Origin of the sequence: Gordonia liuliyuniae, from assembly GCF_021738805.1 — a bacterium.
Classification (GTDB): Bacteria; Actinomycetota; Actinomycetes; order Mycobacteriales; family Mycobacteriaceae; genus Gordonia; species Gordonia liuliyuniae.
Genome location: NZ_JAKKOR010000009.1, coordinates 304,211 through 330,517, shown reverse-complemented (window position 1 = coordinate 330,517; position 26,307 = coordinate 304,211). Strand labels below are relative to the sequence as shown.

The following is a 26,307-nucleotide window of genomic DNA, read 5'->3' as shown; positions in this document are numbered from 1 at the left end:
CGAGCGATACCGTCAGCGGTCGCCGAAGGCCTACGACGAACTGTCAGGTGTCATCGAAGAAGCCACCGGTCTCGCCATCGACGCGATCCCCTACGTCGAAATCGCCCTCGACGGCGGTAGGCGTCTCAGCAGATCGCGACCGCGTATCGTCCACTGGCCGAATCGGAGGCGACGAGCGTGTCGTTCACGTATACCCGGCACGCTGCGCGGTAGCCGCTCGTCTGGATGGAACTGCCGGCGAGCTGGTACGTGGAACGGGACGTGAGGGTGAGCGAGCCGTAGTACCAACCCTTCTCGCTGGCGTCCGACGGCAGCGTCGGGTTCTCCATCGTCTGAATCTCGTTGTCGGCGTCGAAATAGGTGAGTGATTCGTTGGACTGGTAGTCGCTGTAGAACACATAGCGAACGGTGTCGCCGACGGTCGGGTCGCTCGGGCTCGCGGAGGCGAGAGCGGCGGCCGGCACCAGCGCCGCCGTAGCAGCGGTGACGGCGATGCAGACGCGGATGACGGGGCGGGTGAAGAGGTTCATGGGGGGCTCCTTGGGAGTGTCCGGTCGGGCGGGCTGCTCGACCGAGTGAGATGAACCTACGACGCACCTACGACAAAACTTCTCTATTCGGACGTTCGGATGACACGGCGCATTCAGTCACTGAAGCATGCGATCGACGTGAAGACGCGACCAACGACTACCCTGTACAGGTACCCCTTACCCCCTACGTCGTGGAGATCAGTTAACCGTGGCTGTCCAGTCCAAAGTCGATGCTGTCGTCAACCTCGCCAAGCGGCGCGGTCTGGTTTACCCCTGCGGTGAGATCTACGGCGGAACCAGGTCCGCCTGGGACTACGGTCCGCTCGGTGTGGAGTTGAAGGACAACATTAAGCGCCAATGGTGGCGCACCATGGTCACCTCGCGCGAAGACGTCGTCGGTCTCGACTCGTCGGTCATCCTGCCGCGCCGCGTGTGGGAGGCGTCCGGCCACGTCGAAGTCTTCACAGATCCGCTGATCGAGTGCACCAACTGCCACAAGCGTCAGCGCCAAGATCATCTGCAGGAGGCGTATGCGCTGAAGAAGGGCATCGACGATTCCGACTCGGTTCCGATGTCGGAAATCGCTTGTCCCGAGTGCGGCGTCAAGGGTCAGTGGACCGAGCCGAAGGCGTTCTCCGGTCTACTCAAGACGTTCCTCGGGCCCGTCGACGACGCGGCAGGCCTGGCCTACCTTCGTCCGGAGACCGCGCAGGGCATCTTCGTGAACTTCAAGAACGTGATGACCACGGCGCGCCGCAAGCCGCCGTTCGGCATCGCGCAGATCGGCAAGAGCTTCCGCAACGAGATCACGCCGGGCAACTTCATCTTCCGTACCCGCGAGTTCGAGCAGATGGAGATGGAGTATTTCGTCAAGCCGGGCGAGGACGAACAGTGGCATCAGCAGTGGATCGATGCCCGCTTCCAGTGGTACGTCGACTTGGGTATCGACCCCGAGAACCTGCGGTTGTTCGAGCATCCGGCCGAGAAGCTGTCGCACTACTCCAAGCGCACCGTCGACGTCGAGTACAAGTTCGGCTTCGGCGGCAACCCATGGGGTGAGCTGGAGGGCGTCGCCAACCGGACCGATTACGACCTGTCGACGCACAGCGAGGCGTCCGGTGAAGACTTGTCGTTCTTCGATCAGGCGACCGGCGAGCGCTACACGCCGTTCGTGATCGAGCCTGCGGCGGGCCTCGGCCGTTCGATGATGGCGTTCCTCGTCGACGCCTACACCGACGAGGAGGTGCCGAACGCCAAGGGCGGCACCGATACTCGCACGGTCTTGAAGCTGGACCGTCGACTCGCGCCGGTGAAGGCCGCGGTCCTGCCGCTCTCGCGCAACGAGAAGCTGTCGCCGAAGGCACGCGATCTCGCCGCGGAACTGCGCAAGTACTGGAACATCGACTTCGATGATGCGCAGGGCATCGGCAAGCGCTACCGCCGCCAGGACGAGATCGGCACACCGTTCTGCGTGACCGTCGACTTCGACACCCTCGACGACCAGGCGGTGACCATCCGCGAGCGCGACACGATGAGTCAGGAGCGCGTCGCCCTGGACAACGTAGTCGACTACCTCGGCGGCAAGCTCATCGGCGTCTGAGCGCTGCTCGACTCGTCGCGGAGGAAGCTATGAGCCCGAAGATCGTGATGCTCGTCAGTGGTGTGCTGATGCTCATCGCCGCAGGAATGATGGCTGGCCAGGGCGAGTGGCTGATGTTCGGCATCGTCGTGCCGATCTGGTTGGTTGTGCTCGGCGCATGGCTCTACCGGGAGCGGACTCGGTAGAGCCGCTCGCCCCGCACACATCAGTCGATGGCGCGGTTCAGTTCGAGAGCGGAGTACTGAATGGTCGGGAATGGCATGCTGAGGTCATGGCGAAGCCCATGACTGTTGACGAGTACATTGAGGCCTTCCCCACGGCTGCGCAGGACCACCTCAGAGAGATTCGCACGTTGCTCTGGTCTGCCGTGCCGACGGCTGGCGAGCAGCTCAAGTGGAGCCATCCGGCGTATGTCCACCGTGATGGCGTCATCTTATTCATGTTCAGCGGCCACTCCAAGCATGCCAGTCTGGCTTTCACGCCCAGCACTCGTGCGGCTTTCGCCGATGAGCTCGCCGCGTTCCAAACCGGCAAAGGAACTGTTGCGTTGCCATACGGTACTGCGGTGCCCGTCGATCTCGTCCGGCGGATGCTCGAGTACCGCGTGCGCGAGTACGAAATCGAGGGAGTCAAGTGGATGTAGCGCCGCATTCTCTGTGGACGCCATTCACGAAGCATCACAGGTCCGCTGAAAAGGGCAGGAGTGAGGCGAAGGTGTTCACACGCGACGGTAACCACGTCAGGCGAGCCGCGCCTTCAGCGCGGCCACCGCGTCCTGCAACTCGGTGATGCGATCGATGTAGGGCTGCACGCGCTCGCGCACCTGAACGTCGGTGTACTGGGGGACGAGACTGCGCGAACAGTTCCAGTCGAAGGCTTCGATGTCGATGACGATGCTGCGTTCGCAGACGGCCGAGATCACCCCGTCGTCCACGTGACGCAGTCGTTCGAGGAGATGAGCGTCGTCCGAGACGACGGCGCGCCCGAACACCTTGAGGCGTTTGCGGAGCGGATAGTCGGCGACGAACAGTGCGACCCGGCCGTCGGCGTCGATGTTGCCCGTCGACACGAACTGGCGATTTCCTCGGAAGTCCGCGAACGCGATCTGATTGCCTCCGAGATGGTGAACGAATCCGACTGGGCCGCTTCGGTACTGGACGTACGGCCAGCCGGATTCGGTGACGGTCGCGAGGTGGAACTGAAACGCCGATGTGAGCATGCGCAGTTCTCGGGAGGTGAGCTCTTGCGGGCCGTCGTCACTGCTGAGCGGTGGGGTTTCGGCGCTGCGTGGCGCGTGCTGCCGGGCACGCGTCGCGTCGCCGTACGCGATTGTCTGGTACCGGCTTGCCATACCCACCAGTGTTCCTGATCGTTTCGAGATCAAGCGACGGAACATGTTCTATTTCTGCGGTATCGTCCACGTCCATGGATCGTCTCAGTGGCCTCGACGCCAGCTTTCTGTATCTGGAGACCCCCGAGCAACTGATGCACGTGTGCGCGGTGATCGTCCTCGACACGTCGACGATGCCGAACGGATACTCGTACAAGGAGTTTCGCGCGACGCTCGAGGAGCGTGTGAAGAAGCTGCCGCCGTTCACGCGTCGCCTCCGCCGCGTCCCGCTCGATCTCGGACATCCGGTGTGGGTGCAGGACGATCACTTCGACATCGCCCACCACGTGCACCGGATGGCGCTGCCCGCACCGGCGGGCTACGACGAGCTGATGGAGATCGCCGGACACTTCGCCGGGCTGCCGATGGACCGTGGGCGGCCGCTGTGGGAGATGCTCGTGATCGAGGGCTACCACGACCGTGACGGCAGAGAAGAAGTCGTCGTCATCACCAAGATGCATCATTCGACGGTCGACGGTGCGTCCGGCGCCAACCTGATCTCATACCTGTGCAGCCTCGAACCGGATTCACCTGCGTTGGCCCCGGCCGACCTGGGCCGAAACGAGAGGGGGCCGGGCGGTTTGGAGTTGATGGGACGCAGCGTGCTTGACACGCTCGGCCGGCCGCTAGCGTTGCCGAAGCTGGTGCAGCCGTCCATCGACTTGATCTCCGACACGATCGGCCGGGCTCTCGCCGGTACGACGATGGCCCCGCCCTTCACTGCGCCTCGCACTTCGTTCAACGGGACGATCGACGGCCATCGGACGGTGGCGATCGCCGATCTGTCGCTCGACGACATCAAGGCGGTCCGGAAGGCGACAGGGGCCACCGTCAACGACATCGTGTTGAGCGTCGCGGGCGGGGCGCTGCGCGAGTATCTGCGGGAGCGCGGTGAGTTGCCGGACACCACGCTCATGGCGTCGGTGCCGGTGTCGGTGCGCGAGGAGTCCAAACGGGAGAACGGCGCGAACAAAGTGTCCGCGCTGTTCATGCGGTTGGGCACCGACATCGAAGATCCGATGGAGCGACTCGCGTCAATGGCCGAGTCGAACAAGAACGCCAAGAACCACCACAAGGCGATCGGGGCGGACACCCTGCAGGACTGGGCGGAGTTCGCCGCGCCGCGGACGTTCGGTCTCGCGATGCGCGCCTACGCGGGCATGCGGTTGGCGGAGAAGCATCCGGTGATCCACAACCTGGTGATCTCGAACGTGCCCGGCCCGCCGATGCCGCTGTACTTCGTCGGCGCGGAGATCGTCGGCATGTATCCGTTGGGGCCGGTCATGCACGGCGCTGGGCTCAACATCACCGTGTTGTCGAAGAACGGCGTGGTCCACGTAGGCATCATCGCTGCCAAGCAGAGCGTGCGGAACCCGGAGAAGCTGGTGGTCCACTTCCCGGAGGAACTGCAGAAGTTGACCGACGCGGTTAGCCAGGGCGTCGGCTGACCCGCCCTATTCGATGACAGCGTCGCTAAACGTCGGCGGGTCGCCGAGGAAGGGTCGGTGAGACGGCGGCCGATTGCCGTCGACGTCGACGACGCCGAGCTCTTGCGCGAGTTCGGCTCCGACCAGGACGCGTCCGCTGCGGTCCATACGTCCCTGGTCGCGGTGCAGGGCGTCGATGATGCGGCCGGGGAACTCGACCGACTCGGCTGTTGCCGCGAGGCCGGAGTACATCTCAGGGTTCGCGTCGAAAGCCGCCACCGTTCGCTCTGTCTTGAGCAAACCCATCCACAGGGAGACGACGGCGACCTCGAACGGCCGGAAGTCGACGGCCATGTCGTGCGCCATCTTGTCGACAGCGGCCTTGCCCGCACCGTATGCCGGTCCGTGCATGTAGGCGGTCCCGCCGAACGACGACGTGTTCACGACCAGCCCGCCGGGAGTGAGTAGGGGAGCAGCGTAATACGTGGCGACGTACGCCGATCGCATCCCGACGTCGAACAGGTCGGTGAGGTCGAGCGGCTTGCGCCAGAACGGCCCCTTCTTCGTGAGGGCTGGCGGTAACGTGATCGCATTGTTGACGAGGATGTCGACTCGTCCGTGGTCGGAGCGGATCTGCTCGAAGAGGGCGGCCACCTGTGCGTCGTCGGCGTGGTCGACGATCATCGGGACGCCTGTCCCGCCGCGGCGAGTCACCTCGGCCGCGGTGTCCGCGACGGTTCCGGGCAGGGCGGACTCGCCCGTCGTGGTGGTCCGACCGGTCACATAGACGGTGGCGCCGGTGGCGCCGAGGGCGAGTGCGATGCCTTTGCCCGCGCCTCGGGACGCTCCGGTGACGACGGCGATCCTTGGCGTGGTCACGGGGCTTCTCCTAGCGATCGGTTCTCAGTCCATCGGGCGAGAACGGTGGTGGTGGCCTCGGTCAGGACGGGCACAAACGCGTCGGCGTTCATCACGCAGCACGCGTGGCCCGCATCTACTTCGTGGAGCGTCGCACCGGGTATCCGCGCGGCCATCTGCCTTTGGCGTTTCGGCGGAATCGCCCTGTCGCGCAACGGGACGACGACGGCCGTCGGCACATCGATCTCGCCGATCCACGGCCTGCTGTGGTGGCGGCCGATCGCAGCGAGGGCGTGCGCCGCCGCGAGCGGCCGGGTGGAGCGGAACTCGGACAGTGCCCATCGGTGGATGTCGTTGCGCGGCTCGATCTGTTCGAAGTCGCGGCGCCGTTCCAGACTGCGTCGGCGGGTGGCGAGCACCGATGCGCTGACGCTCTGGTGAACCAAGCGTTCGGTGAACTTCGACTGGAGCCGGTCCGCGCTCGCGCATAGGACGAGTCCGCCGACCCGGTTCGGATGCGCCCGCCAGACGAGTTGCGCGACCAGGGATCCCATGGAGAAGCCGGCGATCATCGCCGTGTCGATGCCGAGTTCGTCGAGGACGGCAGCAGCGTCGTCAGCGCAGTCTTGGAGGGTGAACGAGTCGGTGTGAATCCCGCGACCGTGCATTCGCTGGTCCATGGTGATGACACGGAACCGCTGTGACAGTGCATCGATGCTGGGAAACCAGCTGAGGCGTCCTGTGGTCGACAGGGCGTGCAGCAGCAGGATCGCAGGCGCGTCGTCGGCGGGGCCCGGCGTGTCAGTGATGAAGGTGGTGCCGCGACCGGGGAGATGCAGCATTCGGCCGTCCGGCACGTCGATCGTCCGGATACGAACCGAAGCGGGCAGCCGAGTGCCCAGGTCGCGTCGCTGCTTCGCCATGGAGCCCCTTTGAACCATTGAACTGCAACAAGTTCTAGTCCGGGTCACTATGCCACAGATGGTCCGCTGGTTTCAGCGGAGCCGCATGTCCTCTAAACGGACTAATCACCGCTATTGCGAGATACCTGAGAATGTGCGGGTGTTTAGTTGCAGGCGAGAGCTGCTCTCCCGCTCGCATTCCCATTCTCAGGAGCTCCCATGAAGATTCGTCTCGCACTCGCCGCTGTGGCGGCGTCTGCGGCCCTGCTCGCCGGCGCTGTCGGGGCGCCTGCCGCGCAGGCCGCACCCAGCACTGATGCAGTCGCCGCGAAGGCCGCGCTCGACTCGATTCAGCCCCAACCCCACGACGCCGCGAGCGTAATCGACGGCATCGCAGCCGCGAACGCTGTCCTCAAACAGCTCGGCATCACGCCGTTCACCCCGACCATCGGAGCCTGCACGGACTTCACGTTCCCGCTGGCCGTCGGTGGCGCAGTCGCGGGGCCGAAGACGCCTGGCCTGCCGGACCTGCCGTTGTTGGGGATTAAGAACGGCGACTTGACACTCAACGTGCTGGGCACGGACCACGACCTCAATGCTGTGAAAAAGGGTGAGGTTCTGTACGGATTCGTGCCGGTGGGTCTTATCAACGATTCCGGCGATAAGTCCGGGATGCGTGTGGCTTGGTTCAACGTCAACACGTTCAAGGGTGGACTCGGTGAACCCATGGGCGGCCTGTCAGACACCATCCTCGACGCGGTGGCGAAGCGGATTGCCGCTGCCGGCGTGCCGAAAGCCCTCGCGGACGGTGCGGTTTCACCGTTGAAGACCGCTTTGAACATCCTCCCGTCCAACGGCGTCCGCGGCGGCCTCGTCGACACCGGTGCGGGCACCGTCCTCTCCGCGATCTACGGAACGGTGAAGAAGGGCGACGCGACGTGCTTCTTCTTCCCGTCGCTGGGCATCGCGACCGCCAAATAGCGAGCACACCGATTCTGTGCCCGGGGCCACCGTCACGAAGGTCCCGGGCACAGTCGTGTCCACCGGAAAGTTATGATCGTCCGTGCCAGCGCACTCGATCAGTCGGGTAAGGGAATCCGGTGCGAATCCGGGACTGACGCGCAGCGGTGAGAGCGACGCATCGGACAACGACGTCACTGGGTGATCACGCCTGGGAAGACGTCCGACAGCGGTAGACCTCGAGTCCGAAGACCTGCTGGCTCGCGCGGGAGGAACCCCCGCGGGATCCGCAGACGAGCTTCGCGTTCTGAGCTCGCGGCCCTGAAGGACCCGATGTCTCGCCTCTCCCGTGCTCCGTTGTTCGGCGCTGCCGTTCTCGCCTCATCCATCGCACTCCTCGCCGGATGCGGCGCATCCGGCGACACGTCGTCGCCCGATGCATCGGCGGTCGACGGCTTTCCGGTCACACTCGCCAACTGCGGTGACGACGTGACCGTCGATGCGCCGCCGCAGAGCATCGTCTCGCTCAATCAGGGCACCACTGAAGTGCTGCTGTCGCTCGGGCTCGCCGACCGCATGGCGGGGACCGCGACATGGACCGACCCGATCCTGCCGTCGCTGGCGTCGGCGAACGAGAAGGTCAAGCGCATCGACGACAACTGGCCGTCGTTCGAAGCCGTGCTGGCCGAGGAACCCGACCTCGTGACGGCGTCGTTCGGGTCGACGTTCGACAAGGGCGGCACGGCGCCGCGTGCACGGTTCACCGAACTCGACGTCCCCACCTATCTCGCGCCGTCGGACTGCGAAGGCAAAGAGGACACCGTGGGCGACGGTTCGCGCAGCACCGACTTCACGCTCGACCTCGTCTACAAGGAGATCATCGAGCTCGGAGAACTGACCGGAACTTCAGAGAAGGCCGCCGACGTGGTCGCCGATCTGAAGCGCCGTGTGACGGCCGCTTCGGATTCGGTACACGCTGAGGGAACGACGGTCCTGTACTGGTTCTCCGACTCGGAGTCGCCGTACATCGCAGGCTGCTGCGGAGCCCCGGGCGTCGTCAGCAAGGCGCTCGGACTCAAGAACGTCTTCGACGACACGCGTGACGAATGGCCGCAGATCGGGTGGGAGGAGGTCGCGAGCCGCAACCCGCAGGTCCTCGTGATCGGCGACTTGACGCGCGACACGCAGTCGGGTGAATCGGCGCAGAAGAAGATCGACTTCTTGGAGTCGAATCCGGTCACCCGCGAGATGGACGCGGTGAAAAGCAAGCGATACATCCTTGCGACCGGTGCGGAGATGAACCCGTCCCTGCGCACCGTGTACGGGATCCAGAACGTCGCGGACGGACTCAAGAAGCTCGGCCTGGGCACGTGAACGGGGTGCAGACGCGGCTCGGCACCGTCGTCGCACTCTGGTTCGGCGGGCTGGCGCTGTTGCTCGTATCGATCGGTTTCGCGATCACGATCGGGCCGTCCGGTCTGGGCATGACGGACGTGGGATCGTCGGTGCGCGCCGAACTGTTCGGCGGCGACTCCGGACTGTCGAGGCTCGAGGAGTCGATCATCTGGAAGCTGCGACTGCCACAGTCGGTGCTCGCGGCGGCGTGCGGCGCAGGCCTGGCCGTCTGCGGCGGTGTGCTCCAGTCGCTGTTGCGAAACCCGCTCGCGGACCCCTTCGTCCTCGGTGTCTCATCGGGTGCGTCGGTCGGCGCGGTGTCGGTGATCCTCCTCGGCTTTGGAGCCGGTGTGATCGGCATGGCGGGAGGCGCGTTCGTCGGGGCGCTCGCCGCTTTCGCGCTGGTCCTGCTGCTCGCTCGTCTCGCTGGAGACACCACCGACCGGGTAGTCCTCGCCGGTATCGCTGCCACCCAGTTGTTCTCGGCATTGACGTCGTTCATCGTCTACACCTCGGCTGACGCCGAGCAGACGCGCGGCGTTCTGTTCTGGTTGCTGGGCTCGCTGTCGTCGCCGTCATGGACCGAAGTAGCGGTGTGCGGCATCGTGACTGTCGCCGGTCTCGTGATCTGTCTGCTGTCGTCGGGTGCGTTGGACGCGTTCGCGTTCGGCAACGACGCGGCGGCTTCGCTCGGCATCAACGTCGCACGGACCAGACTGCTGCTGCTGAGTGTCACCGCCCTCATCACCGCGGTCGTGGTGAGCGTGTCCGGTGCGATCGGCTTCGTGGGTCTCGTGCTGCCGCATGCGGCGCGCGCGATCGTCGGTGTCCGACACCGCGTGATGCTGCCGACTCTGGCGATCATCGGCGCGCTGTTCCTGGTGTGGGCCGACGTCGCCGGACGCGTGCTGATCGCGCCGCGCGAACTGCCGATCGGGGTCATCACCGCGATCGTCGGCGTCCCGGCGTTCGTGGTGGTTCTGATCCGTCAGGGGCGCCGATGATTCTTCGGGCGCAGGGAGTCGGCTGGGATGTGGGCAGTCGGCGGATCCTCGACGACGTCGACCTGGCGGTGGCTCCGGGGGAAGTCGTCGGGCTGATCGGGCCGAACGGGTCGGGCAAGTCGTCGTTGCTTCGCCTGCTCGCCGGGCTCGGCAAGCCGAGTCGCGGCAGCGTGCGGCTCGACGAGACGAACATCGAGAAGCTACCGCGGCGGAGGGTCGCCCAGCGTGTCGCGTTCGTCGAGCAGGCGGCGGTCACCGATCAGAATCCACGGGTCGTCGACGTTCTCGCGTTGGGGCGGACACCGCATCGTCGGACGTGGGCCGTCGGATCGGCGTGGGATCGACAGATCGTCCAGACTGTCGCGAGGGAGACGGAGATCGACGGCATGCTCGACGAGCGGTACGGCTCGCTGTCGGGCGGCGAACGCCAGCGTGTGCAGATCGCACGGGCGTTCGTGCAGGAGCCGGAGGTGATGATCCTCGACGAGCCCACCAACCACCTGGACATCAAGTACCAGCTGAGTCTGCTCGAGCTAGTCTCCACGCACGTCCGGAGCACCGACGCGTCGGCGATCATCGCCGTACACGACTTGAACCTCGCCGCGATGTTCTGCGACCGCATCATCGTCCTGGCCGGCGGACGTGTGGTCGGGGAGGGGACGCCGGGCGACACCATCACCGAGAAAGTCATCGGCGAGGTATTCGATGTGCGGGCGCGAATCGTCGACGACGACGGAGTGTGGGTTCGGGTCGGCAGGGCGGACTACGCTTGAGTCGATGCCGTCCGACACCCCGAATCCGCGTGCCGTGCAGGTGATCGGGCTACTCGGTCCGGTCACCGTCGACGGACGCGACGTGCCCGGAGTGCGGGCAAAGCGCCTGCTCGTCGCCTTGGCGGCGGCCGACCGGCCGATCTCGAGTGACCGACTGATCGACGACGTATGGGGCGAGCACGCACCGAAGTCGCCGCAGGCGGCTCTGCACACCCAGATATCCCGGTTACGGACGCTCGTCTCCATCAGTGGATCGGACGGACGGTACCGACTCGACGGCGCGACCACCGACCTGGTCCTCGCCGAACAGGCTCTGGCGCAGGGCGATCCGAACGGGGCGGTGTCGTTCTTCCGCGGCGAGCCCGTCGACGAGGTGCGTCCGGAGGCCGAGCGCCTACGCGTGCGAATCGACGACCGTCGCATGCACGACGCGCTCGCCTCAGGCGACTACTCGACGGCCGAACAGATCGCTGCGGCGCGCGCGGAAGCCGACCCGATCGACGAGGCGGCGCACGTCATGTGGATGCGTGCGCTCGCCGGCGGCGGACGGCCGTCGGAGGCGCTCGCCGTCTTCGCGCGGCTGCGGCGCGCGCTCGCCGAGGAACTCGGCGCCGACCCCGGAGTCGAGGCCACGGCGTTCAACGCCGAACTACTCACCGGCACCACGAACTCCGGGCCGCGCACCCCGAAGTTGCGGACCGAAGCGCTCATCGGCCGCGACGACGACCTCGGCGCGTTGACCCGGCTCGTCGCCGAGCACCGGGTTGTGACGGTGCAGGGCCCTGGCGGGGTGGGCAAGACATCGATCGCATCCGCGGTCGGCGACGTCTTCTCGGGGGGCGGGACGTCGGTGTACTTCGTGCCGCTCGCCGCGGTGCGGGACGCGGCCGACCTCGTCGGCGCTGTCGCGGCAGCACTGGGAGTGGGTGAATCGGATGTGCGGACCAGCGCGGTGCCGCGACTAGTCGGCGACCTATTTCAGCGGCTCGGTGACGCGCTTCGCGGCAGCGACACCCTACTGATCCTCGACAATTGTGAGCAGGTGATCGACGGGGCCGCCGCGCTGGCGAGCGAGCTGATCGCGACACTGCCGGACCTGCGCGTCCTCGTGACGAGCCGGTCGCCGCTGCTCATCGCTGCGGAACAGGTCTATCAGCTTCCCGTACTGCAGACCGAGGGAGCGGCCTCGGCGGCTGTCGAACTGTTCACGGTGCGGGCCCGCTCGGTGCGCCCGGACATCGTCCTCGACCCGGACGCCGTTGCGATGCTGTGCGCCCAACTCGATGGACTGCCGCTGGCGATCGAACTCGCTGCCGCACGAATCCGGGTGATGGGTGTCGACGACATCGTCGCAGGCCTCACCCAACGGTTCGCGCTGTTGCGGTCGGCCGACCGTACTGCCCCCGACCGCCACCGCACACTCGAGGCCGTCATCGAGTGGAGTTGGGACTTGCTCGACGATGAGGCTCGGGCAGTCCTGCGTCGGACGTGCCTGTTTCCGAACGGCTTCTCGACGGTCGCAGCCGAACCTACGGCCGGTATGTCGGGAGTGGCGTTGACCGACGCGTTGACCGCTCTCGTGGACCAGTCGTTGCTGCAGGTTCACGAAGGCGGCGGACGCACCCGATATCGGATGCTCGAGATGGTGCGCGAGTTCGGCGAAGAACGTCTCGACGATGCCAGGGAGACGGCGACCGTCGTCGCGGCGATGGCGGAGTGGGCGCGACTGGTCTGTGACGACCTGCGGCATCGGTACCGGCAGGAGCCCGATCGGGTACTCGTCTCCGAGACTGCGGCCGAAGCCGAGAACCTGGTGTGGGTGCTGCGCCGTGCGCTCGACACCTCGGACGCCGAGACGATCGTGACCGTCTTCCCGGTGATCGCCGCGTTCTGGGCGAGCCGCGGACTGCACGCCGAAGCAGCGTCGTGGGCGGTGCGTGTGGTCGAGGTGCTGCCGATCCCGGCCGGGGACGTCGGCGAACTCCACGAAGCGTGGGAGTTGACGGCTGTCGTGTCGGCGGTGCACCTGACGCCGATCGCTGCTCGGCGGCCTCTCGGGCGGGCGATGTGCATTCTGCGCCGTCTGCACATACCGGAGATGACGTACACCGACCCGACAGAGTTCGTCACCGCGGTCCTGTTGGCGCGGCGAATGTCCGCCGCCTACCGGATCATGTTGCGGGCCTTGGAGCCCGGACGTCCGGACCTGGTTCGCTGGGCGGCATTGAGCATCAGATTCAACGTGCGGGAGAACATCGGCGATCTCGACGGGGCGTTGCGCGACAGCCTCGAAGTGTCCGCGGCGGCCGGGGCGTCGGACTCGTTCGCTGCCGCGATGACCGACATGACGACGGCGAGCCTGTTCGGGCAGCAGGGGCAGTGGGCGAGGGCGCTGGAGCTGTACCAGCGGACTGCCGTGCATTTCGCCGAACTCGGAGCCGACGACGACGCACAGCAGGTCGGCGTCTACATCGTCGCGGCTCTGTTGGCGCTCGGTGACGTCGACGGGGCGCGAGCGCGTCTCGATGAGCTGACCGACGGCTGGAAGCCGGACGACCCGACACCGCAGGGGAGCGCCGAGTCGGTCGCCGGGACGATGACGGTGCTCGCCGAATACCAGCGGATCAGCGGAACCGGGTCAGACGAAGCCGTCGCCGCGCTGCTGTGTCGTGCCGCAGACCTGTTAGTGGGCGGCCAGAGCACCGTGCACCTGGACCCGGGAGTCCTCAGCACCGTGACGGCGGCGATCGCCGGGCTGATCCGCGTCGGCGCCTGCGACCGTGCCGAGCAGTACGTCGACGGGCTCGCTGGAGTCCTCGCACCCGCCGACATCGGATGGATCGACGTTCCCCAGACGGCCGGAGTCGTATTCACGGTCGGCGTGCTCGCGTGCATCGCGTCGCCCGGCGACGAGGTCGGGGCACGCTGCATGGCGTTGGCGTTGCGCCTCGGCGCGCGGCACGATTATCCGGCGCTTCACGAACTGCTCGTCGACGCGCAGAACCTGTCCGGGTGCGACGCCGACGAGTGGCAACGGATCAGCTCGTCTGCGCACCGGTTGGCGCGCAGACGAGCTCTCGACGAAGCGCTCGGCTACTTGGCGTTGCGGATGTAGGCACGGACCGCGAGCGGCGCGAACACGGCGGTCAGGACTGCCGCGCCCACCAGGCTCCACACGACGTGTGTGCCGACGTGGCCGTCGTTGCACAGTTCGCGGATCGCGGTGATCAGATGGCTGATCGGGTTCACGTTGACGAAGCTCTGTAGCCAGCCCGGCATGGTGTCGACGGGAACGAAAGCGTTGGACATGAACGTCAGTGGGAACATGATCAACATCGAGACGCCTTGCACGGCGGAGGCCTTCTTCACGAGGCAGCCCATGAGCGCGAAGATCCACGACACGGCGAAGCTGCAGATGAGGACGAGCACGACCGATCCGAGGACGCCGAGCGGCTCGGGTCGCCAACCCATCGCGAAACCGACCGCGAAGGTGATGACGGTGGCGATCAGGTATCGGACGACGTCGGCCAGGAGAGCGCCGGCGAGCGGACTTATCCGAGCGATCGGCAGGGACCGGAACCGGTCGAACACCCCCTTGTTCATGTCTTCACGGAGTTGCGTTCCGGTGACGATGGACGTCGTGATGACCGTCTGGACGAGGATGCCGGGGATGATCACCGGCAGATAGCTCGCGATGTCGCCGCTGATCGCTCCGCCGAAGATGTAGGTGAACATCAGCGTGAAGATGATCGGTTGCAGCACGACGTCGAAGAGCTGTTCGGGGTTGCGGGCGATCTTGATGAGGCCGCGGTAGCCGAATGAGAACGATTGGCGGACGGTCTCGGTGAGAGTCACCGAACGTCGAGGTTCGCGGATCGTGTCGGTCGCGATGAGAGTGGTGGTCATGGTCAGTTCTTTCCGGTGATGGTCAGGAACACTTCGTCCAGACTCGGTTTGGAGACGGCGATCTCGTCGACGGTGATGCCGCGGTCGCGGAGCCCGACGAGGAGATCGGGCACGAGGTCCTGGCGGTGCAACGGTGCGGTAACGCGGGCGGCTTCGGCGCTGAGGACCGCGACCTCACCGAGTACCGCCTCGGCGAGTTCGGCTACCGCGGGTGCATGGTCGCGGTCGGTCGGCGTGATGGTCAGGGTGCTGGTTCCGACCGATTCTTTGAGTTGGTCGGCGGTGCCGTCGGCGATGACCCGGCCGCGGTCGATGACGGCGATCCGGTCGGCGAGTTGGTCGGCTTCGTCGAGGTACTGGGTGGTGAGCAGAACGGTGCAGCCGTCGGCGACGAGCTTGCGAATCGTCTCCCACATCTGGGCGCGGGTCCGCGGGTCGAGTCCGGTGGTCGGCTCGTCGAGGAACAGCAGTGGCGGCGTGTCGATGAGGCTCGCGGCCAGATCGAGGCGCCGTCGCATGCCGCCGGAGAACTCTTTCAACGGCCTGTCCGCGGCTTCCTCGAGCGCGAAGTCGGCCAGGAGTTCGTCTGCACGCGAACGGCATTGGGCGCGCGACTTACCGAGGAGACGCCCGAAGAGCATGAGGTTCTGTCGAGCGCTGAGGTCTTCGTCGACCGACGCGTACTGTCCGGTGACGCCGATCAGCGAACGCACGGACACGGCCTCGCGGACGACGTCGTGTCCGAAGATGCTCGCGCTGCCTGCGTCGGGGCGCAGGAGGGTGGCGAGCATGCTGACCGTCGTGGTCTTGCCCGCGCCGTTGGGACCGAGGACGCCGTAGACCGAGCCTGGCGGGACGGCGAGGTCGACGCCGTCGACCGCTTTCGTGGAACCGAATCGCTTGACGAGTCCGCGTGCATCGATCGCGAGATCAGCGGCCGGGCCCTGGTTGGCGGCGGCTGTCTGTGCCGAGAGTGTCGTAGTCATGCCGACGACGATGCGCCCCGGTTCTTACACGGCGCTGTCGTCGGACTGACGTGTGCTTACACGGATCTCGCTCGGCGTTCGGATCGCCAAACGTGATCCGCGTCTAGGCCAGGTGTTTCGGCTACGAGCAGGAGCCAGGATGAGGCATAGTAGACGGCAGTGATCGTCGCACGGGCAAGGGGTCCGTGATGGAGACGTTCGACAGAGAGTGAGTTTGTGGTGGCTGTCAGCGGCAAGGTTGTGCATTTCGACTCGAATCGCGGGTTCGGGTTCCTGGCACCGGAAGAGGGCGGGGACGACGTGTTCCTGCACATCAACGACATCAGCATCGACGAGAACCTGCTGCGCCCGGGCGCGGTCGTGGAATTCGACGTCGAGAGCACCGACCGTGGCTCGAAGGCCACGAACGTCAAGGTGACCGAGGAGGCTCCGGCGGGCGACCCCGCTGCGGAGCGGGCTCATCGCCGCGACGACAACCGCGGCAAGTTCGGCGACCGGGATCGAGGCGATCGTCGCGACCGTTTCGACCGCAACGACCGCAGTGCCCGCGACGACCGTGCGCCGCGTCGTCCACGTCACGCGGGTGGCCCGCTGTCGAACGAGATCACCGAGCTGTTGCTCGACTCGTCGCCGGACCTGACGGCACGCCAGATCACCGCGATCCGCTCGCGGATCCTCGACTTGGCTGCTTCGCGCGGGTGGTCGAACGATTAATTCGGCCGCGTACGGCGCCCACGATGTGGAGCGGATGGTGGTCGAAGGGCGCAAGCTCGCCGACACCGATTCACCCGCCGAGCATCGGAGCGACTTCTCGCGCGACCGCGCCCGAGTGCTGCATTCGGCAGCGCTTCGGCGTCTCGCAGATAAGACGCAGGTCGTCGGTCCGCGTGAGGGTGACAACCCGCGCACGCGACTGACTCATTCGTTGGAAGTTGGCCAGATCGGCCGCGGTATCGCGGTCGGTCTGGGCTGCGACCCGGATCTCGTCGAATTGGCCGGGCTCGCCCACGACATCGGTCACCCGCCCTACGGGCACAACGGCGAACGTGCGCTCGAAGAGGTCGCGCGTGATCACGGCGGGTTCGAGGGCAACGCCCAGAACTTGCGGATCTTGACGGCACTGGAGCCGAAAGCGCTGCTGCCGGACGGCGAGAGTGCTGGCTTGAATCTGACGCGCGCATCACTCGATTCGACGTTGAAGTATCCGTGGTCGCGTCAGGCTCCCGGCAGCAAGTACGGTGCGTACGTCGAGGACGAGCCCGCACTCGCGTGGGTGCGCGACGGCGCCCCCGAGGGCCGCCGCTGCCTCGAGGCACAGGTCATGGACTGGTCCGACGACGTCGCCTACTCCGTTCACGACCTCGAGGACGGTGTGATCGGCGGACGGATCGATCTGCGCCAGTTGGGGTCTCGTGACGACCAGACCGAGCTCGCAGAGCTCGGCATGAAATACTTCGGCGGCGACGATCCCGCCCCGCTCGTCGACGCCGCGCAACGCCTGTCGGAGATGGACATCTTCGTCGCGCTCGGCGAGTACGACGGCTCGCTTGACGCGTCCGTCCGACTGAAACGACTCACGTCGGAACTGATCGGTCGGTTCGCGACCACCACGATTGCGTCGACGCGCGCAGTGGTCGACGACCGGCCGGTATGCCGGTACGACGCAGACCTGTCTGTCCCCGACGGTGTGGCCGCCGAGGTCGCGGTCCTCAAGACCGTCGCGCTGCGCTTCATCTTCTCCGATCCGCGTCACCGCGCACGGCAGGACCGTCAGCGCGAACGCATCCATCGGGTCGCCGAAATGCTGTTGGTGACATCGCCGGGCGGTCTCGACCCGTTCTTCGTCGCCCGCTGGGAACGCGCGGAGAACGACGACGAGAAGGTGCGCGTCGTCGTCGATCAGATCGCGTCCATGACCGAAGGACGACTGGAACGCTTGGACAAATCGAGTGCCGAGGTGCAGGCACACCTGGGTTAATGGAGGCTCGCGTGTACGGACCACTGTTGGCGTCGCTCGCCGACGATCTCGATCTGGACGCAGTGCGCGTCGGCGAGGTCGCTCTGACCCGCCGGGAACTGCTCGGCGCGGCCTCGGTGGTCGCAGAGGCCGTCGCAGGCCGGGACGCCGTCGCGGTCAACGGTTCCGCGAGCATGGAGACCGTCGTCGCCGTGGTCGGGGCGCTCCTGGCTGGGGTGCCCGCCGTGCCGGTCCCGGCGGATGCCGGTGAGTCCGAACGTGCGTACATCCTGCGTGACAGCGGTGCCCAGATGTGGCTGTGCGACGCCGACACCGACGCCGACGGCGGCTCGGATTTGGCGCGACACGACATCAATGTCGGGGCGCGCGGCGATGCTGTCTTCGACGAGCCGGACGAGGCGGCCGTCGGCCTGATCGTCTACACCTCGGGGACCACGGGGAAGCCGAAAGGCGTCCGACTCCCGCGTCGCGCGTTGGCGGCGTCCATCGACGGACTTGCCGACGCCTGGGAGTGGACCGCCGACGATACGCTGGTCCACGGGCTCCCGCTCTTCCACGTGCACGGTCTGGTCCTCGGAATGATCGGTGCGCTGCGCGTCGGCTCGCCGCTGATCCATACCGTGCGCCCGACACCAGCCGCTTACGCCGAAGCAGGCGGGAGCCTGTACTTCGGGGTGCCGACCGTGTGGAGCCGAATATGCGACGATCCGGCTGCGGCACGAGCACTCTCGTCTGCCCGGCTCCTGGTGTCCGGGAGCGCTCCACTGCCCGTCCCAGTGTTCGAGAAGCTCACCGCACTCACGGGCACGGCGCCCGTGGAACGGTACGGAATGACCGAGACGGTGATCACGCTGTCTATCCGCGCGGACGGTGAGCGACGCCCGGGGTGGGTCGGTGAGCCGATCGCCGGTGTGCAGACGCGGATCAGAGGTGAGGATGGACGGCTGGCCCCGCACGACGGCGAGACGCTCGGCGAACTCGAGGTGACCGGGCCGACCGTGTTCGACGGCTACCTCGGCAATGTGGAAGCGACCGCGAAGGTGACGACCGGCGACGGCTGGTTCCGTACCGGCGACATCGCGGCGATCGACGCCGACGGATTCCATCGGATCGCGGGCCGAGAGTCGGTCGACATGATCAAGTCCGGCGGCTACCGGATCGGCGCGGGGGAGGTGGAGCACGTGCTGGTGTCGCAGCCCGGTGTTCGTGAGGCCGCGGTCGTCGGGGTGCCAGACCCGGACCTCGGACAACGCATCGTCGCGTTCGTCGTCGGCGATCTTGCTCGGACCGACGACCTCATCGACGCGGTGGCTGCGGAACTCTCCGCCCACAAACGTCCCCGCGAAGTTCGCGTCGTCGACGAGCTCCCGCGCAACGCGATGGGAAAGGTCCAGAAGAAGGCACTGTTGAGCGAGCTATAGGCGCGACTGGCTCAGAACAGACGCTTGAGCAGGTTGGTCTCGGCGAGGTCGAGGAGTTCGTCGCCGCGACCGGACATGACAGTTCGCAACGCGTAGAGGGCGAAGCCCTTCGCCTGGGCGGCGGAGATCGACGGCGGAATCGACAACTCCTGCCGGGCCGTTCGCACATCGAGGAGCGCGGGACCGTCGTAGGCGAGGAAGTCCTCGACGGTCTGCGCCAGATCTTGCGAGTCGATCGCGCGGAAGCCTCGGACGCCGATGGCGTCGGCGACGCGCGCGAAGTCGGGGTTCTCCAGATCGGTGCCGAATGTGAGGAAGCCCGCCGCCTTCATCTCGAGTTCGACGAAGTTCAGCGACGAGTTGTTGTACACGACCACCTTGACCGGCAGTTTCGCCTGGACGAGGGTCAAGAGCTCGCCGAACAGCATCGACAGCCCACCGTCGCCGGCCAGCGCGACAACCTGACGGTCGGGGCAGGCCGACGCCACACCGATCGCCTGCGACAGCGCATTCGCCATCGAGCCGTGGCTGAACGACCCGATCAACCGTCGCCGTCCGTTCATCTCCAGATAGCGGGATGCCCACACGACCGGCGAACCGACGTCCGGCACGAACACCGCGTCGGCGTCGGCGGCGTCGGAGACGAGTTTGGTCAGATACTGCGGGTGGACCGGATCTCCGGGGTCGGACGGTGTGGCCAGGTCGTCGAGCGAGGCACGGGTGCGGCGGTAGTGCTCGAGCGACTTGGAGGCGTGCTTGCCATCGCGATCGGGGTTGATCAACGCGGTGAGTGCGGGCAGCGTGTCGTGAGCAGATCCGACGAGCGGAAGGTCGACACGGGTACGTCGGCCGATCTGGTTGCCGCGGATGTCGAGTTGCATCACGTACGCGTCCGACGGCAGGAACTGCGAGTACGGGAAGTCGGTGCCGACCATGACCAGCGTGTCGCAGTGCTCGACGGCCCGATAGCCGGAGGAGAAGCCCAGCAACCCGGTCATCCCGACGTCGTACGGGTTGTCGTACTCGACGAACTCCTTGCCGCGCAGGGCGTGGACGATCGGCGCCTGTAGCGCGTCGGCGAAAGCGACGAGCTCGTCGTGGGCGCCCTGCACGCCTGCGCCCGCGAGGATCGTGACACGGTCGCATTCGTTGAGTTGCGCGGCCGCGATCGCCAGCGACTCCTCGCTCGGCCGGACCACCGACTGGGCCGCACGGATCCGTGCGACACGGTCCGGTCGCTCGAACTCGGTGAGGAACAGTTCTCCGGGGATCACCAGGACCGATACGCCGCGCTGCTCGACGGCGGTGCGGATCGCGATATCAAGGACGTACGGCAGTTGGTCGACGGTGTTGACGGTCTCGCAGTACGCGCTGCATTCGGCGAAGATGCTCTCTGGGTGCGTCTCCTGGAAGTATCCGGTGCCGACCACCGCTCCGGGGACCTGCGCGGCGATCGCGAGCACCGGTACCCGGGAACGGTGTGCGTCGTACAGGCCGTTGATCAGGTGGAGGTTGCCGGGCCCGCAGCTGCCCGCGCACACTGCGAGCGAATCAGTCATCGCGGCTTCGGCCGACGCCGCGAACGCGGCCGCCTCCTCGTGGCGGACGTGCTGCCAGCCGACGCGCGGATGTTCGCGCAGTGAATCGGTGAACCCGTTGAGTGAGTCTCCGGGGATGCCGTAGACCCGTTGCACTCCGGCGGCTTCGATGGTCTCGACGATCAGGTCAGCGACGGTGTAGCTCATGGCATCCAAAGGTACGCCGCCTTGGCCTAGCCAACACGCGCTCGCTTGAACCGCAGGGTCATTCCAACAGGCCGCGCACGTCGGCGACGGTGATCTTTCCGGAGAAGGCCGCGCCGTCGTCGATCAGTGCATCGAACAGTTCGCGCTTGCGGTTCTGCAGGTCGACGACCTTCTCTTCGACGGTGCCGGTCGACACCATGCGGTAGACGGTCACGGCGCGCTGCTGGCCGATACGGTGGGCGCGGTCGACGGCCTGTGCTTCGGCCGCTGGATTCCACCACGGGTCGGTCATGAAACAGTAGTCGGCTGCCGTCAGGTTGAGGCCGAAACCGCCCGCCTTCAGACTGATCAGGAACGCGCCGGTGTCACCGGCCATGAACTGCTCGATCTGTTCGGCGCGCTTCGTCGCGGACATGGTGCCGTCCAGGTAGCTGTACTCGATCCCGTCGCGCTGGAACCGAGCGGCGACGAGTCGCAGGAATCCGGTGAAGCTGGAGAAGATCAGTGCGCTGTGGTCTTCGGCGGTCAGGATCGGTATCTGTTCGGCCAGGTAGGTGATCTTCGTCGACTCGAGTGCCGCATGCTGTTCGTCGACCAACCCCGGGTGCAGGCTGAGTTGGCGGAGTTGGGTCAGCGCCCGCAGGATCCTGATCTGGTTGCCTTCCCAGTCGTCGAGGAGGCCGAGCATCTTTTGGCGTTCGCGGGCGAGGAATCGGTCGTAGACCTTGCGGTGTTCGGCGCCGAGGTCGAGGGGAAGCAACTGCTCCTGTTTTGCGGGCAGATCCGCGAGGACTTGACCCTTGGTGCGGCGCAACATGATCGGACGCAGACGTCGTCGAAGGACATCAAGTCGTTCGGGTTCCTCGCCCTTTTCTATCGGGTCGGCGAAATGTTCTTTGAACGTTCTCGGCGAACTGTAGAGGCCCGGTGCGACGATCGACACCAGAGACCACAATTCCATCACCCGATTCTCCAGAGGCGTACCGGTGATCGCGAGTTTGAACCGTGCGGGCAGACGTCGTGCCGCCTGATGGGTTTTCGACGCGTGGTTCTTCACGAACTGCGCTTCGTCGAGCACCATCCCCGACCACGCCAGGTCAGCGAACACGCTGTAGTCGATCCGCAGCAGCGCATACGAGGTGACGACGATCTGCGCGTCGCCGACCTGCTCGGTGAGGGCGCGGCCTGCACGTTTCTCGGTGGACGTGACGGTCACGACCTGTAATCCGGGAACGAAGCGCCGGACTTCGGCCGCCCAGTTCCCGACGACCGAGGTCGGCGCGACCACCAGGAAGCGGGCGTCCGGGTCGTCGTCGATGACGTGCTGGAACAGGGCGAGGGTCTGCAATGTCTTACCCAGGCCCATGTCGTCGGCGAGGATGCCGCCGAGTCCGTTGTCCCACAAGAAGGTGAGCCAGTCGAGGCCGTCGCGCTGGTAGCCGCGCAGGTCGGCGTTCAGGTCGCTCGGCGGGGTGATCGGGGTGGGCGGTTTCGCGGTCGCGAGCGCGGTGAGACGAGACTTCCACTCGGCGAGCTGTTCGTCGACCACTCCGAGTTCGAGCAGCTCCTCCCACAACGTGACGTTGAGCGTCGACGACGAGACGCCGTCGCCGGTGAGATCCCCGAGTTCGCGGGCTTCGTCGAGACGTTCGCGCAGTGCCGTCAGTGCGGGGGTGGCGAGCGGGAAGTAGGTGTCGTCCGGCAGCAGCATGTGGGTGTCGCCGCGGGCGAGCGCGGCGATGACGTCGCCGATCGGCAGCTGCCGTCCGTCGACGTCGAGGGTGATCGACAGGTCGAACCAGTCGGTGGTCGCATCGCCGCTGAACCGCAGGGTCGGTTCCTCGTCGGGGCGCCGGTAGTCGGGCTGGTCGCCGACGACGTCGACACTCACGTTGCCGCCGGCGACGAGCTCGGGAAGGACGTCGCCGGACAGGACTGCGGCCTCGATCGGGTCGAGTGACCACTCGCGGACGAACTGGTCGACCGGGAGCAGTTGGAATGCGGCTGCGACGGTCGGAGTTTCGGCGAGTCGTCGCTGAAGTTCCACGAGTTCGGTCGTCTCGTCTCGTCGCGGTGACTGATAGATGCGCCGCAGGAGATGTTCGGAGGCTTCGTCGAACCAGTCGCCGTACACCTCGGCGACCATCGCGAGTTCGGGGCCGAGTGCAGCCCACATCTTCTGTTCGTCTGCGCGGCGCCGCACCTGGCGCGGATTCGTGTGGTCGTCCGCGGCGGCACGTATCGACTCGCCGTCCGCGGTGTACTCGGCCTCCCACCGTGTGGTGGCGCCGTGCTCGGAGAAGTCGACGACCAGGACGGGGTGTGGACCGTCGACGTCGGTCGGCGGGAAAACATCGTCGCCGAAGGTGACCGCTCGACCTGCGGACAGGTGGTCGAGCGAGGCTCGGAACTCGTCGACCTCGTCAGCGGGGACGGTGACGGTGGTGCGGTCGGCGAGGAGCCTCGCCTCCGACGACGTCAGGGTCGCCACTGGGCCGAGGCTGAGATGGCGGTCGACGAGGACGGCGACACCGTGTGGTCGCGGGGAGCCGATCAGATGCACGTGCGGGGGTGCGGCGGCCCGACCTCCGACGAGTACTTCGACTCCGACGTTGAGGTGATTCTGCATCCGTTCGACGTGGAGCCCCGTCGTGATGCCTGCGTCGAACGCGACGGTCTGCGGTTGCCCCCAGCCGCCTGTGCCGATGAATTCGATACCGGCATCGGCGGCTTGGGCGAGGACCGGCCAGATCCGCGATGGTGCTGACGACACCGGCAGCGTGTCCGGCGGGGTGGACCGTTGTGTGCGAGCGGCGAGGATCCCGCCGATGTCGACGAGGAGGGCGAGCGCTGCGGGGTCGTGGTTGTCGCTGGGGCGGCGCGTGGTCAGCAGCGACTTCCACGTGACCCGTGACGCGACCCATCTGCCACGTGCGCCGTGCGTCATCGGACGCACGTAGACGCGACGGTTGCCGCGAGCATCGAGGTCGAGCGAAAACTGGAGGGCGAGCGGCAGTTCCGGTCCACGGTCGACGGTCGACTCGGCGGTGCTCACCGGCGTGGTGATCTCGGTGACGAGGGTCCGCCAGCGGCTGAGTTCGAGAGCTCCGGCAGGCGGTCTCGGGGGCTGCGCCGGTCGCAGCGCTTCCGACTTGCTGCCGTCGGTCGCCGTCAGGATGAGGGCGACACAGTGTTTGCAGTAGATACTGACCGGGCAGCTGCAGGTCGCGGTCACTTGTGCGCGTGCGCCGTCGAACACGGCTTTCACTCTGCACGCGTAGGTCTTGCCGCCGCTGCCTTCGGATCGGCCCGACAGCGTATTACCGGACCAGGCGATCGAGTGCACGAGCCCGGCCCGCGCGTAGCCGCGGCCGCGGGACAGGCTTCCCTTGTCGAAGAACGACAGGATCTGCGACGTCTGTTGCGGAGTCCAGTGGGCGGTGGCCATCGCTGTGCAGCCTATCCGGGGGTCGGGCGTGGCCGGTCAGCGCCCGGCCAGGAGGCCGGACCTGATCTGGCTTGTGCGGACCGCGGCGCAGGCGGCGGCGAGTGCGGCGATCACGACGAGCGGGGCGATAATGCCGACCGACGGCTCGATGGCGCGCATCAGGAGCGGCAAACCGAACCCGAGGTATGTGCCGACGTAGAAGACGCCGGTCGCGAGTCCACGTCGTGTGGCGGGAGCGTAGGTCTCGACGTCGAGCAGGCCTTCGCGAAGGCAGAGGCCGTACGCACCGCCGAGGACGATCGACGCGACGAGGAACGCGGCAGGCGACGGGTTGGAGCCTCCGGCTGCGACGGTGAGGAATCCCGCCGCGGCCAGGAGTGCACCTGCGATGCCCGTGCGCGGGCCCCATCCGGCGCGTCGCGCGAGGGTCTGGCTGACTACGCCTGATCCGAGCGCGAGAACTGCGGCGACGCCGGGGACCCACGGGCCGGAGAAGCCGCTCATCCGGCCAGCCATCGTCACCACCGACGCGGAGACTGCGGAGAACACCCACAGCGACATCGGGATTCCCGTGAGAAGCGCTCGGGCCAAGCTCTTCCCCTGGTGGTCGGGCGCAGCCGAGAGTGGCTTCTGCAGGTCGAGCTGAGTCGATGCGCCCGAGGTCCAGAACCCCGCACCGACTGCCGCCAGTGATGCGACGACGGTGACGACGAACGGAGCGACCAGTGCGGCGCCGTCGGTGAACTGGGCGATGAGCCCGGAGGCGAGGGGTCCGACCGCGAAACCGGAGGTGAGGGTCATTCCCGCGAGGACGGTTCCACGGGTGCCTCCGACGTCGGCCGACCATGCGGTGCCTGCGCTGACGGCGAGTCCGACACCGAGACCGACGACGAAACGTCCGACGAAGACTCCGGGTTCGGTGTGCCACAGCAGCATCAACAGGTTGCCGAGTGCGGCGCCGGTCGCGCCAGGGAGGACGACCCGGCGGCGTCCGATGCGGTCGGAGAGCCCTCCGCCGGTGAGGAGGCCGGGCAGGAGTCCGACGGCGTAGATCGCGAAGGCTCCTTCGAGTGCCGCGTCGGAGATGTGCACGTCGTCGTGGAGGACGGGCATCATCGAGACGAAGTGGTTCGTCGCCCATCCGGTGGTGAACAAGAGTGCCAGGACGACGAGCAGGTCTCGTCTGGATGAATTAGGCATTCTCGAGGGCGGCGAGGGCTTCCTTGGCGGCCGCCAGTTCACGGCTGAGTTCTTCGACGCGGCGTTGGGCCTCTTCGCGGGCTGCGTTCAACACTGATGTGACGGCGTCGCGGGCGGTGGCGTCACCGAGTTCGCGGATCGCCGCGTCGACCGACTCCGGGGTGACGGGGCGCGATCGCTGAGGCTTCTTCGCTCCGCGGGTCAATGCGACGGACCACTCGTTGTCGGCGTTGCCGTGGATCGTGACGGTCAACGATTGCGTCGCCTTCTTGGGGGTACGCGGTCGCGGCTTCGCCGCCGGTTCGGCGGCTGCCGGGGCTGGGGTTACCGGGGCTGGGCTCACGGGGGCTGGGCTCACGGGGGCTGGGCTCACCGGGGCGGGAGTGGTCGACGCCTTCCGCCGCACGGGCTTCTTCGCCGGCTCCGGCCGCGGGGGAGCGGTCTTGGTGATCCGCAGTTCGTCTGCCTCATACGGGAGTTCGTCGTCGACACCGCGTGGACGGACGGTGACTGTGGTGCCCGCGATCGACACGACCTTCGCGGAGCTTCCGGCGTCGAGGCCGAGACTGGGAACCGCTTCACGGAGGTACACGGTGGCTCGTCGTCCGTCGGCCAACGCGGTAGCCAGCTTGGTCAGGTCGTCTGGGGTCAACGATTCGGCCCCGGGGGTAGAGCGGCGGCGCGGAGGCATGGCTGGTCCTTCTCGTGGAGTTCCGGTGCTGCCCCATTTTCTCACACCACGACGACGGTTTCGCACGGGTGTGCGACTCGTGGCTCGTCTACG

Annotated in this window: 22 protein-coding genes and 1 riboswitch; of the genes, 12 read left to right on the top strand and 10 right to left on the bottom strand. The window is 66.6% G+C overall.

Going from position 1 to position 26,307, the window contains the following annotated elements; genetic code table 11:
* Positions 1-125 precede the first annotated feature (125 nt).
* On the bottom strand, positions 126-530 hold the full coding sequence (locus tag L5G33_RS13340) for a hypothetical protein (protein ID WP_236998659.1): 405 nt from the start codon (positions 528-530) through the stop codon (positions 126-128).
* Between the two features lie 208 nt (positions 531-738).
* Here L5G33_RS13340 and L5G33_RS13335 point away from each other — a divergent pair, with 208 nt between their 5' ends.
* From L5G33_RS13335 to L5G33_RS13325, 3 genes are all read left to right on the top strand, one after another.
* Positions 739-2,130 carry a glycine--tRNA ligase gene (locus tag L5G33_RS13335; RefSeq protein ID WP_236998658.1) on the top strand — a complete coding sequence of 464 codons (1,392 nt, stop codon included), beginning with the start codon at positions 739-741 and terminating at the stop codon, positions 2,128-2,130.
* 29 nt (positions 2,131-2,159) lie between these two features.
* Positions 2,160-2,315 (top strand): hypothetical protein, encoded by a 156-nt coding sequence (locus tag L5G33_RS13330; protein ID WP_236998657.1) that lies wholly within the window; start codon positions 2,160-2,162, stop codon positions 2,313-2,315.
* 86 nt (positions 2,316-2,401) lie between these two features.
* Positions 2,402-2,773: an iron chaperone gene (locus L5G33_RS13325; protein WP_236998656.1), complete on the top strand. Its 372-nt coding sequence runs from the start codon at positions 2,402-2,404 to the stop codon at positions 2,771-2,773.
* Positions 2,774-2,869: 96 nt separating this feature from the next.
* On the opposite strand, the gene L5G33_RS13320 is transcribed toward L5G33_RS13325, so the two are convergent.
* Positions 2,870-3,481, bottom strand: a complete 612-nt coding sequence (locus L5G33_RS13320) for a pyridoxamine 5'-phosphate oxidase family protein (RefSeq protein WP_236998655.1) — start codon at positions 3,479-3,481, stop codon at positions 2,870-2,872.
* A 74-nt stretch (positions 3,482-3,555) separates the two neighbouring features.
* Between L5G33_RS13320 and L5G33_RS13315 the strand changes: the two genes are divergently transcribed.
* Entirely contained in the window at positions 3,556-4,968 is a 1,413-nt protein-coding gene (locus L5G33_RS13315) for a WS/DGAT/MGAT family O-acyltransferase (RefSeq protein WP_236998654.1), read from the top strand.
* A 6-nt stretch (positions 4,969-4,974) separates the two neighbouring features.
* Here the strand turns inward: L5G33_RS13315 and L5G33_RS13310 are convergent, their stop codons facing one another.
* Positions 4,975-5,826: an SDR family NAD(P)-dependent oxidoreductase gene (locus tag L5G33_RS13310; protein WP_236998653.1), complete on the bottom strand. Its 852-nt coding sequence runs from the start codon at positions 5,824-5,826 to the stop codon at positions 4,975-4,977.
* Positions 5,823-6,728 (bottom strand): alpha/beta fold hydrolase, encoded by a 906-nt coding sequence (locus tag L5G33_RS13305; protein WP_236998652.1) that lies wholly within the window; start codon positions 6,726-6,728, stop codon positions 5,823-5,825. The genes L5G33_RS13310 and L5G33_RS13305 overlap by 4 nt, the downstream gene beginning before the upstream one ends.
* A gap of 198 nt (positions 6,729-6,926) precedes the next feature.
* Here L5G33_RS13305 and L5G33_RS13300 point away from each other — a divergent pair, with 198 nt between their 5' ends.
* The 5 genes from L5G33_RS13300 (at position 6,927) to L5G33_RS13280 (ending at position 13,954) form a co-directional block, all read left to right on the top strand.
* The gene (locus tag L5G33_RS13300) at positions 6,927-7,688 is read left to right on the top strand and encodes a hypothetical protein (RefSeq protein ID WP_236998651.1); all 762 of its coding nucleotides are present in this window, start codon (positions 6,927-6,929) and stop codon (positions 7,686-7,688) included.
* Between the two features lie 69 nt (positions 7,689-7,757).
* Positions 7,758-7,942: riboswitch (cobalamin riboswitch) on the top strand.
* A gap of 58 nt (positions 7,943-8,000) precedes the next feature.
* Positions 8,001-9,041, top strand: a complete 1,041-nt coding sequence (locus tag L5G33_RS13295) for an ABC transporter substrate-binding protein (RefSeq protein ID WP_236998650.1) — start codon at positions 8,001-8,003, stop codon at positions 9,039-9,041.
* Positions 9,038-10,066, top strand: a complete 1,029-nt coding sequence (locus tag L5G33_RS13290) for a FecCD family ABC transporter permease (protein WP_236998649.1) — start codon at positions 9,038-9,040, stop codon at positions 10,064-10,066. The genes L5G33_RS13295 and L5G33_RS13290 overlap by 4 nt, the downstream gene beginning before the upstream one ends.
* Positions 10,063-10,839: an ABC transporter ATP-binding protein gene (locus tag L5G33_RS13285; RefSeq protein WP_236998648.1), complete on the top strand. Its 777-nt coding sequence runs from the start codon at positions 10,063-10,065 to the stop codon at positions 10,837-10,839. The genes L5G33_RS13290 and L5G33_RS13285 overlap by 4 nt, the downstream gene beginning before the upstream one ends.
* A 4-nt stretch (positions 10,840-10,843) precedes the next feature.
* Entirely contained in the window at positions 10,844-13,954 is a 3,111-nt protein-coding gene (locus L5G33_RS13280; RefSeq protein ID WP_236998647.1) for an ATP-binding protein, read from the top strand.
* On the opposite strand, the gene L5G33_RS13275 is transcribed toward L5G33_RS13280, so the two are convergent.
* Positions 13,933-14,745 (bottom strand): ABC transporter permease, encoded by an 813-nt coding sequence (locus L5G33_RS13275; protein WP_236998646.1) that lies wholly within the window; start codon positions 14,743-14,745, stop codon positions 13,933-13,935. The two genes, L5G33_RS13280 and L5G33_RS13275, sit on opposite strands and share 22 nt — an antisense overlap.
* Before the next feature lie 2 nt (positions 14,746-14,747).
* Positions 14,748-15,731: an ATP-binding cassette domain-containing protein gene (locus tag L5G33_RS13270; RefSeq protein WP_236998645.1), complete on the bottom strand. Its 984-nt coding sequence runs from the start codon at positions 15,729-15,731 to the stop codon at positions 14,748-14,750.
* Positions 15,732-15,950: 219 nt separating this feature from the next.
* Here L5G33_RS13270 and L5G33_RS13265 point away from each other — a divergent pair, with 219 nt between their 5' ends.
* From L5G33_RS13265 to L5G33_RS13255, 3 genes are read left to right on the top strand one after another with little or no spacing between them, the layout of a single operon-like run.
* Positions 15,951-16,445 (top strand): cold-shock protein, encoded by a 495-nt coding sequence (locus tag L5G33_RS13265; RefSeq protein ID WP_236998764.1) that lies wholly within the window; start codon positions 15,951-15,953, stop codon positions 16,443-16,445.
* 34 nt (positions 16,446-16,479) lie between these two features.
* Positions 16,480-17,709: a deoxyguanosinetriphosphate triphosphohydrolase gene (locus L5G33_RS13260; protein ID WP_236998644.1), complete on the top strand. Its 1,230-nt coding sequence runs from the start codon at positions 16,480-16,482 to the stop codon at positions 17,707-17,709.
* The gene (locus L5G33_RS13255) at positions 17,709-19,130 is read left to right on the top strand and encodes an acyl-CoA synthetase (RefSeq protein WP_372476908.1); all 1,422 of its coding nucleotides are present in this window, start codon (positions 17,709-17,711) and stop codon (positions 19,128-19,130) included. Before L5G33_RS13260 ends, L5G33_RS13255 begins: the two co-directional genes overlap by 1 nt.
* Positions 19,131-19,141: 11 nt before the next feature.
* Here the strand turns inward: L5G33_RS13255 and poxB are convergent, their stop codons facing one another.
* The 4 genes from poxB to L5G33_RS13235 are packed head-to-tail and all read right to left on the bottom strand — an operon-like array spanning position 19,142 to position 26,214.
* On the bottom strand, positions 19,142-20,875 hold the full coding sequence (gene poxB, locus L5G33_RS13250) for a ubiquinone-dependent pyruvate dehydrogenase (protein WP_236998642.1): 1,734 nt from the start codon (positions 20,873-20,875) through the stop codon (positions 19,142-19,144).
* A 58-nt stretch (positions 20,876-20,933) separates the two neighbouring features.
* Complete coding sequence (locus tag L5G33_RS13245) at positions 20,934-24,323, bottom strand: DEAD/DEAH box helicase (protein WP_236998641.1); 3,390 nt, start codon at positions 24,321-24,323, stop codon at positions 20,934-20,936.
* A 36-nt stretch (positions 24,324-24,359) separates the two neighbouring features.
* A complete protein-coding gene (locus tag L5G33_RS13240) occupies positions 24,360-25,523 on the bottom strand; it encodes an MFS transporter (protein ID WP_236998640.1) in 1,164 nt (387 codons plus the stop codon).
* The gene (locus L5G33_RS13235; RefSeq protein WP_236998639.1) at positions 25,516-26,214 is read right to left on the bottom strand and encodes a DUF6319 family protein; all 699 of its coding nucleotides are present in this window, start codon (positions 26,212-26,214) and stop codon (positions 25,516-25,518) included. Before L5G33_RS13235 ends, L5G33_RS13240 begins: the two co-directional genes overlap by 8 nt.
* Positions 26,215-26,307: the final 93 nt, after the last annotated feature.

Bases quoted from the DNA above. Each gene is read 5' to 3' on its own strand.
- L5G33_RS13245 (WP_236998641.1), bottom strand. From the start codon at position 24,323: ATGGCCACCGCCCACTGGACTCCGCAACAGACGTCGCAGATCCTGTCG.
- L5G33_RS13260 (WP_236998644.1), top strand. From the start codon at position 16,480: ATGGTGGTCGAAGGGCGCAAGCTCGCCGACACCGATTCACCCGCCGAG.
- L5G33_RS13240 (WP_236998640.1), bottom strand. From the start codon at position 25,523: ATGCCTAATTCATCCAGACGAGACCTGCTCGTCGTCCTGGCACTCTTG.
- L5G33_RS13325 (WP_236998656.1), top strand. From the start codon at position 2,402: ATGGCGAAGCCCATGACTGTTGACGAGTACATTGAGGCCTTCCCCACG.
- L5G33_RS13280 (WP_236998647.1), top strand. From the start codon at position 10,844: ATGCCGTCCGACACCCCGAATCCGCGTGCCGTGCAGGTGATCGGGCTA.
- L5G33_RS13320 (WP_236998655.1), bottom strand. From the start codon at position 3,481: ATGGCAAGCCGGTACCAGACAATCGCGTACGGCGACGCGACGCGTGCC.
- poxB (WP_236998642.1), bottom strand. From the start codon at position 20,875: ATGAGCTACACCGTCGCTGACCTGATCGTCGAGACCATCGAAGCCGCC.
- L5G33_RS13305 (WP_236998652.1), bottom strand. From the start codon at position 6,728: ATGGCGAAGCAGCGACGCGACCTGGGCACTCGGCTGCCCGCTTCGGTT.
- L5G33_RS13285 (WP_236998648.1), top strand. From the start codon at position 10,063: ATGATTCTTCGGGCGCAGGGAGTCGGCTGGGATGTGGGCAGTCGGCGG.
- L5G33_RS13235 (WP_236998639.1), bottom strand. From the start codon at position 26,214: ATGCCTCCGCGCCGCCGCTCTACCCCCGGGGCCGAATCGTTGACCCCA.
- L5G33_RS13275 (WP_236998646.1), bottom strand. From the start codon at position 14,745: ATGACCACCACTCTCATCGCGACCGACACGATCCGCGAACCTCGACGT.
- L5G33_RS13295 (WP_236998650.1), top strand. From the start codon at position 8,001: ATGTCTCGCCTCTCCCGTGCTCCGTTGTTCGGCGCTGCCGTTCTCGCC.
- L5G33_RS13300 (WP_236998651.1), top strand. From the start codon at position 6,927: ATGAAGATTCGTCTCGCACTCGCCGCTGTGGCGGCGTCTGCGGCCCTG.
- L5G33_RS13315 (WP_236998654.1), top strand. From the start codon at position 3,556: ATGGATCGTCTCAGTGGCCTCGACGCCAGCTTTCTGTATCTGGAGACC.
- L5G33_RS13270 (WP_236998645.1), bottom strand. From the start codon at position 15,731: ATGACTACGACACTCTCGGCACAGACAGCCGCCGCCAACCAGGGCCCG.
- L5G33_RS13340 (WP_236998659.1), bottom strand. From the start codon at position 530: ATGAACCTCTTCACCCGCCCCGTCATCCGCGTCTGCATCGCCGTCACC.
- L5G33_RS13255 (WP_372476908.1), top strand. From the start codon at position 17,709: ATGGAGGCTCGCGTGTACGGACCACTGTTGGCGTCGCTCGCCGACGAT.
- L5G33_RS13330 (WP_236998657.1), top strand. From the start codon at position 2,160: ATGAGCCCGAAGATCGTGATGCTCGTCAGTGGTGTGCTGATGCTCATC.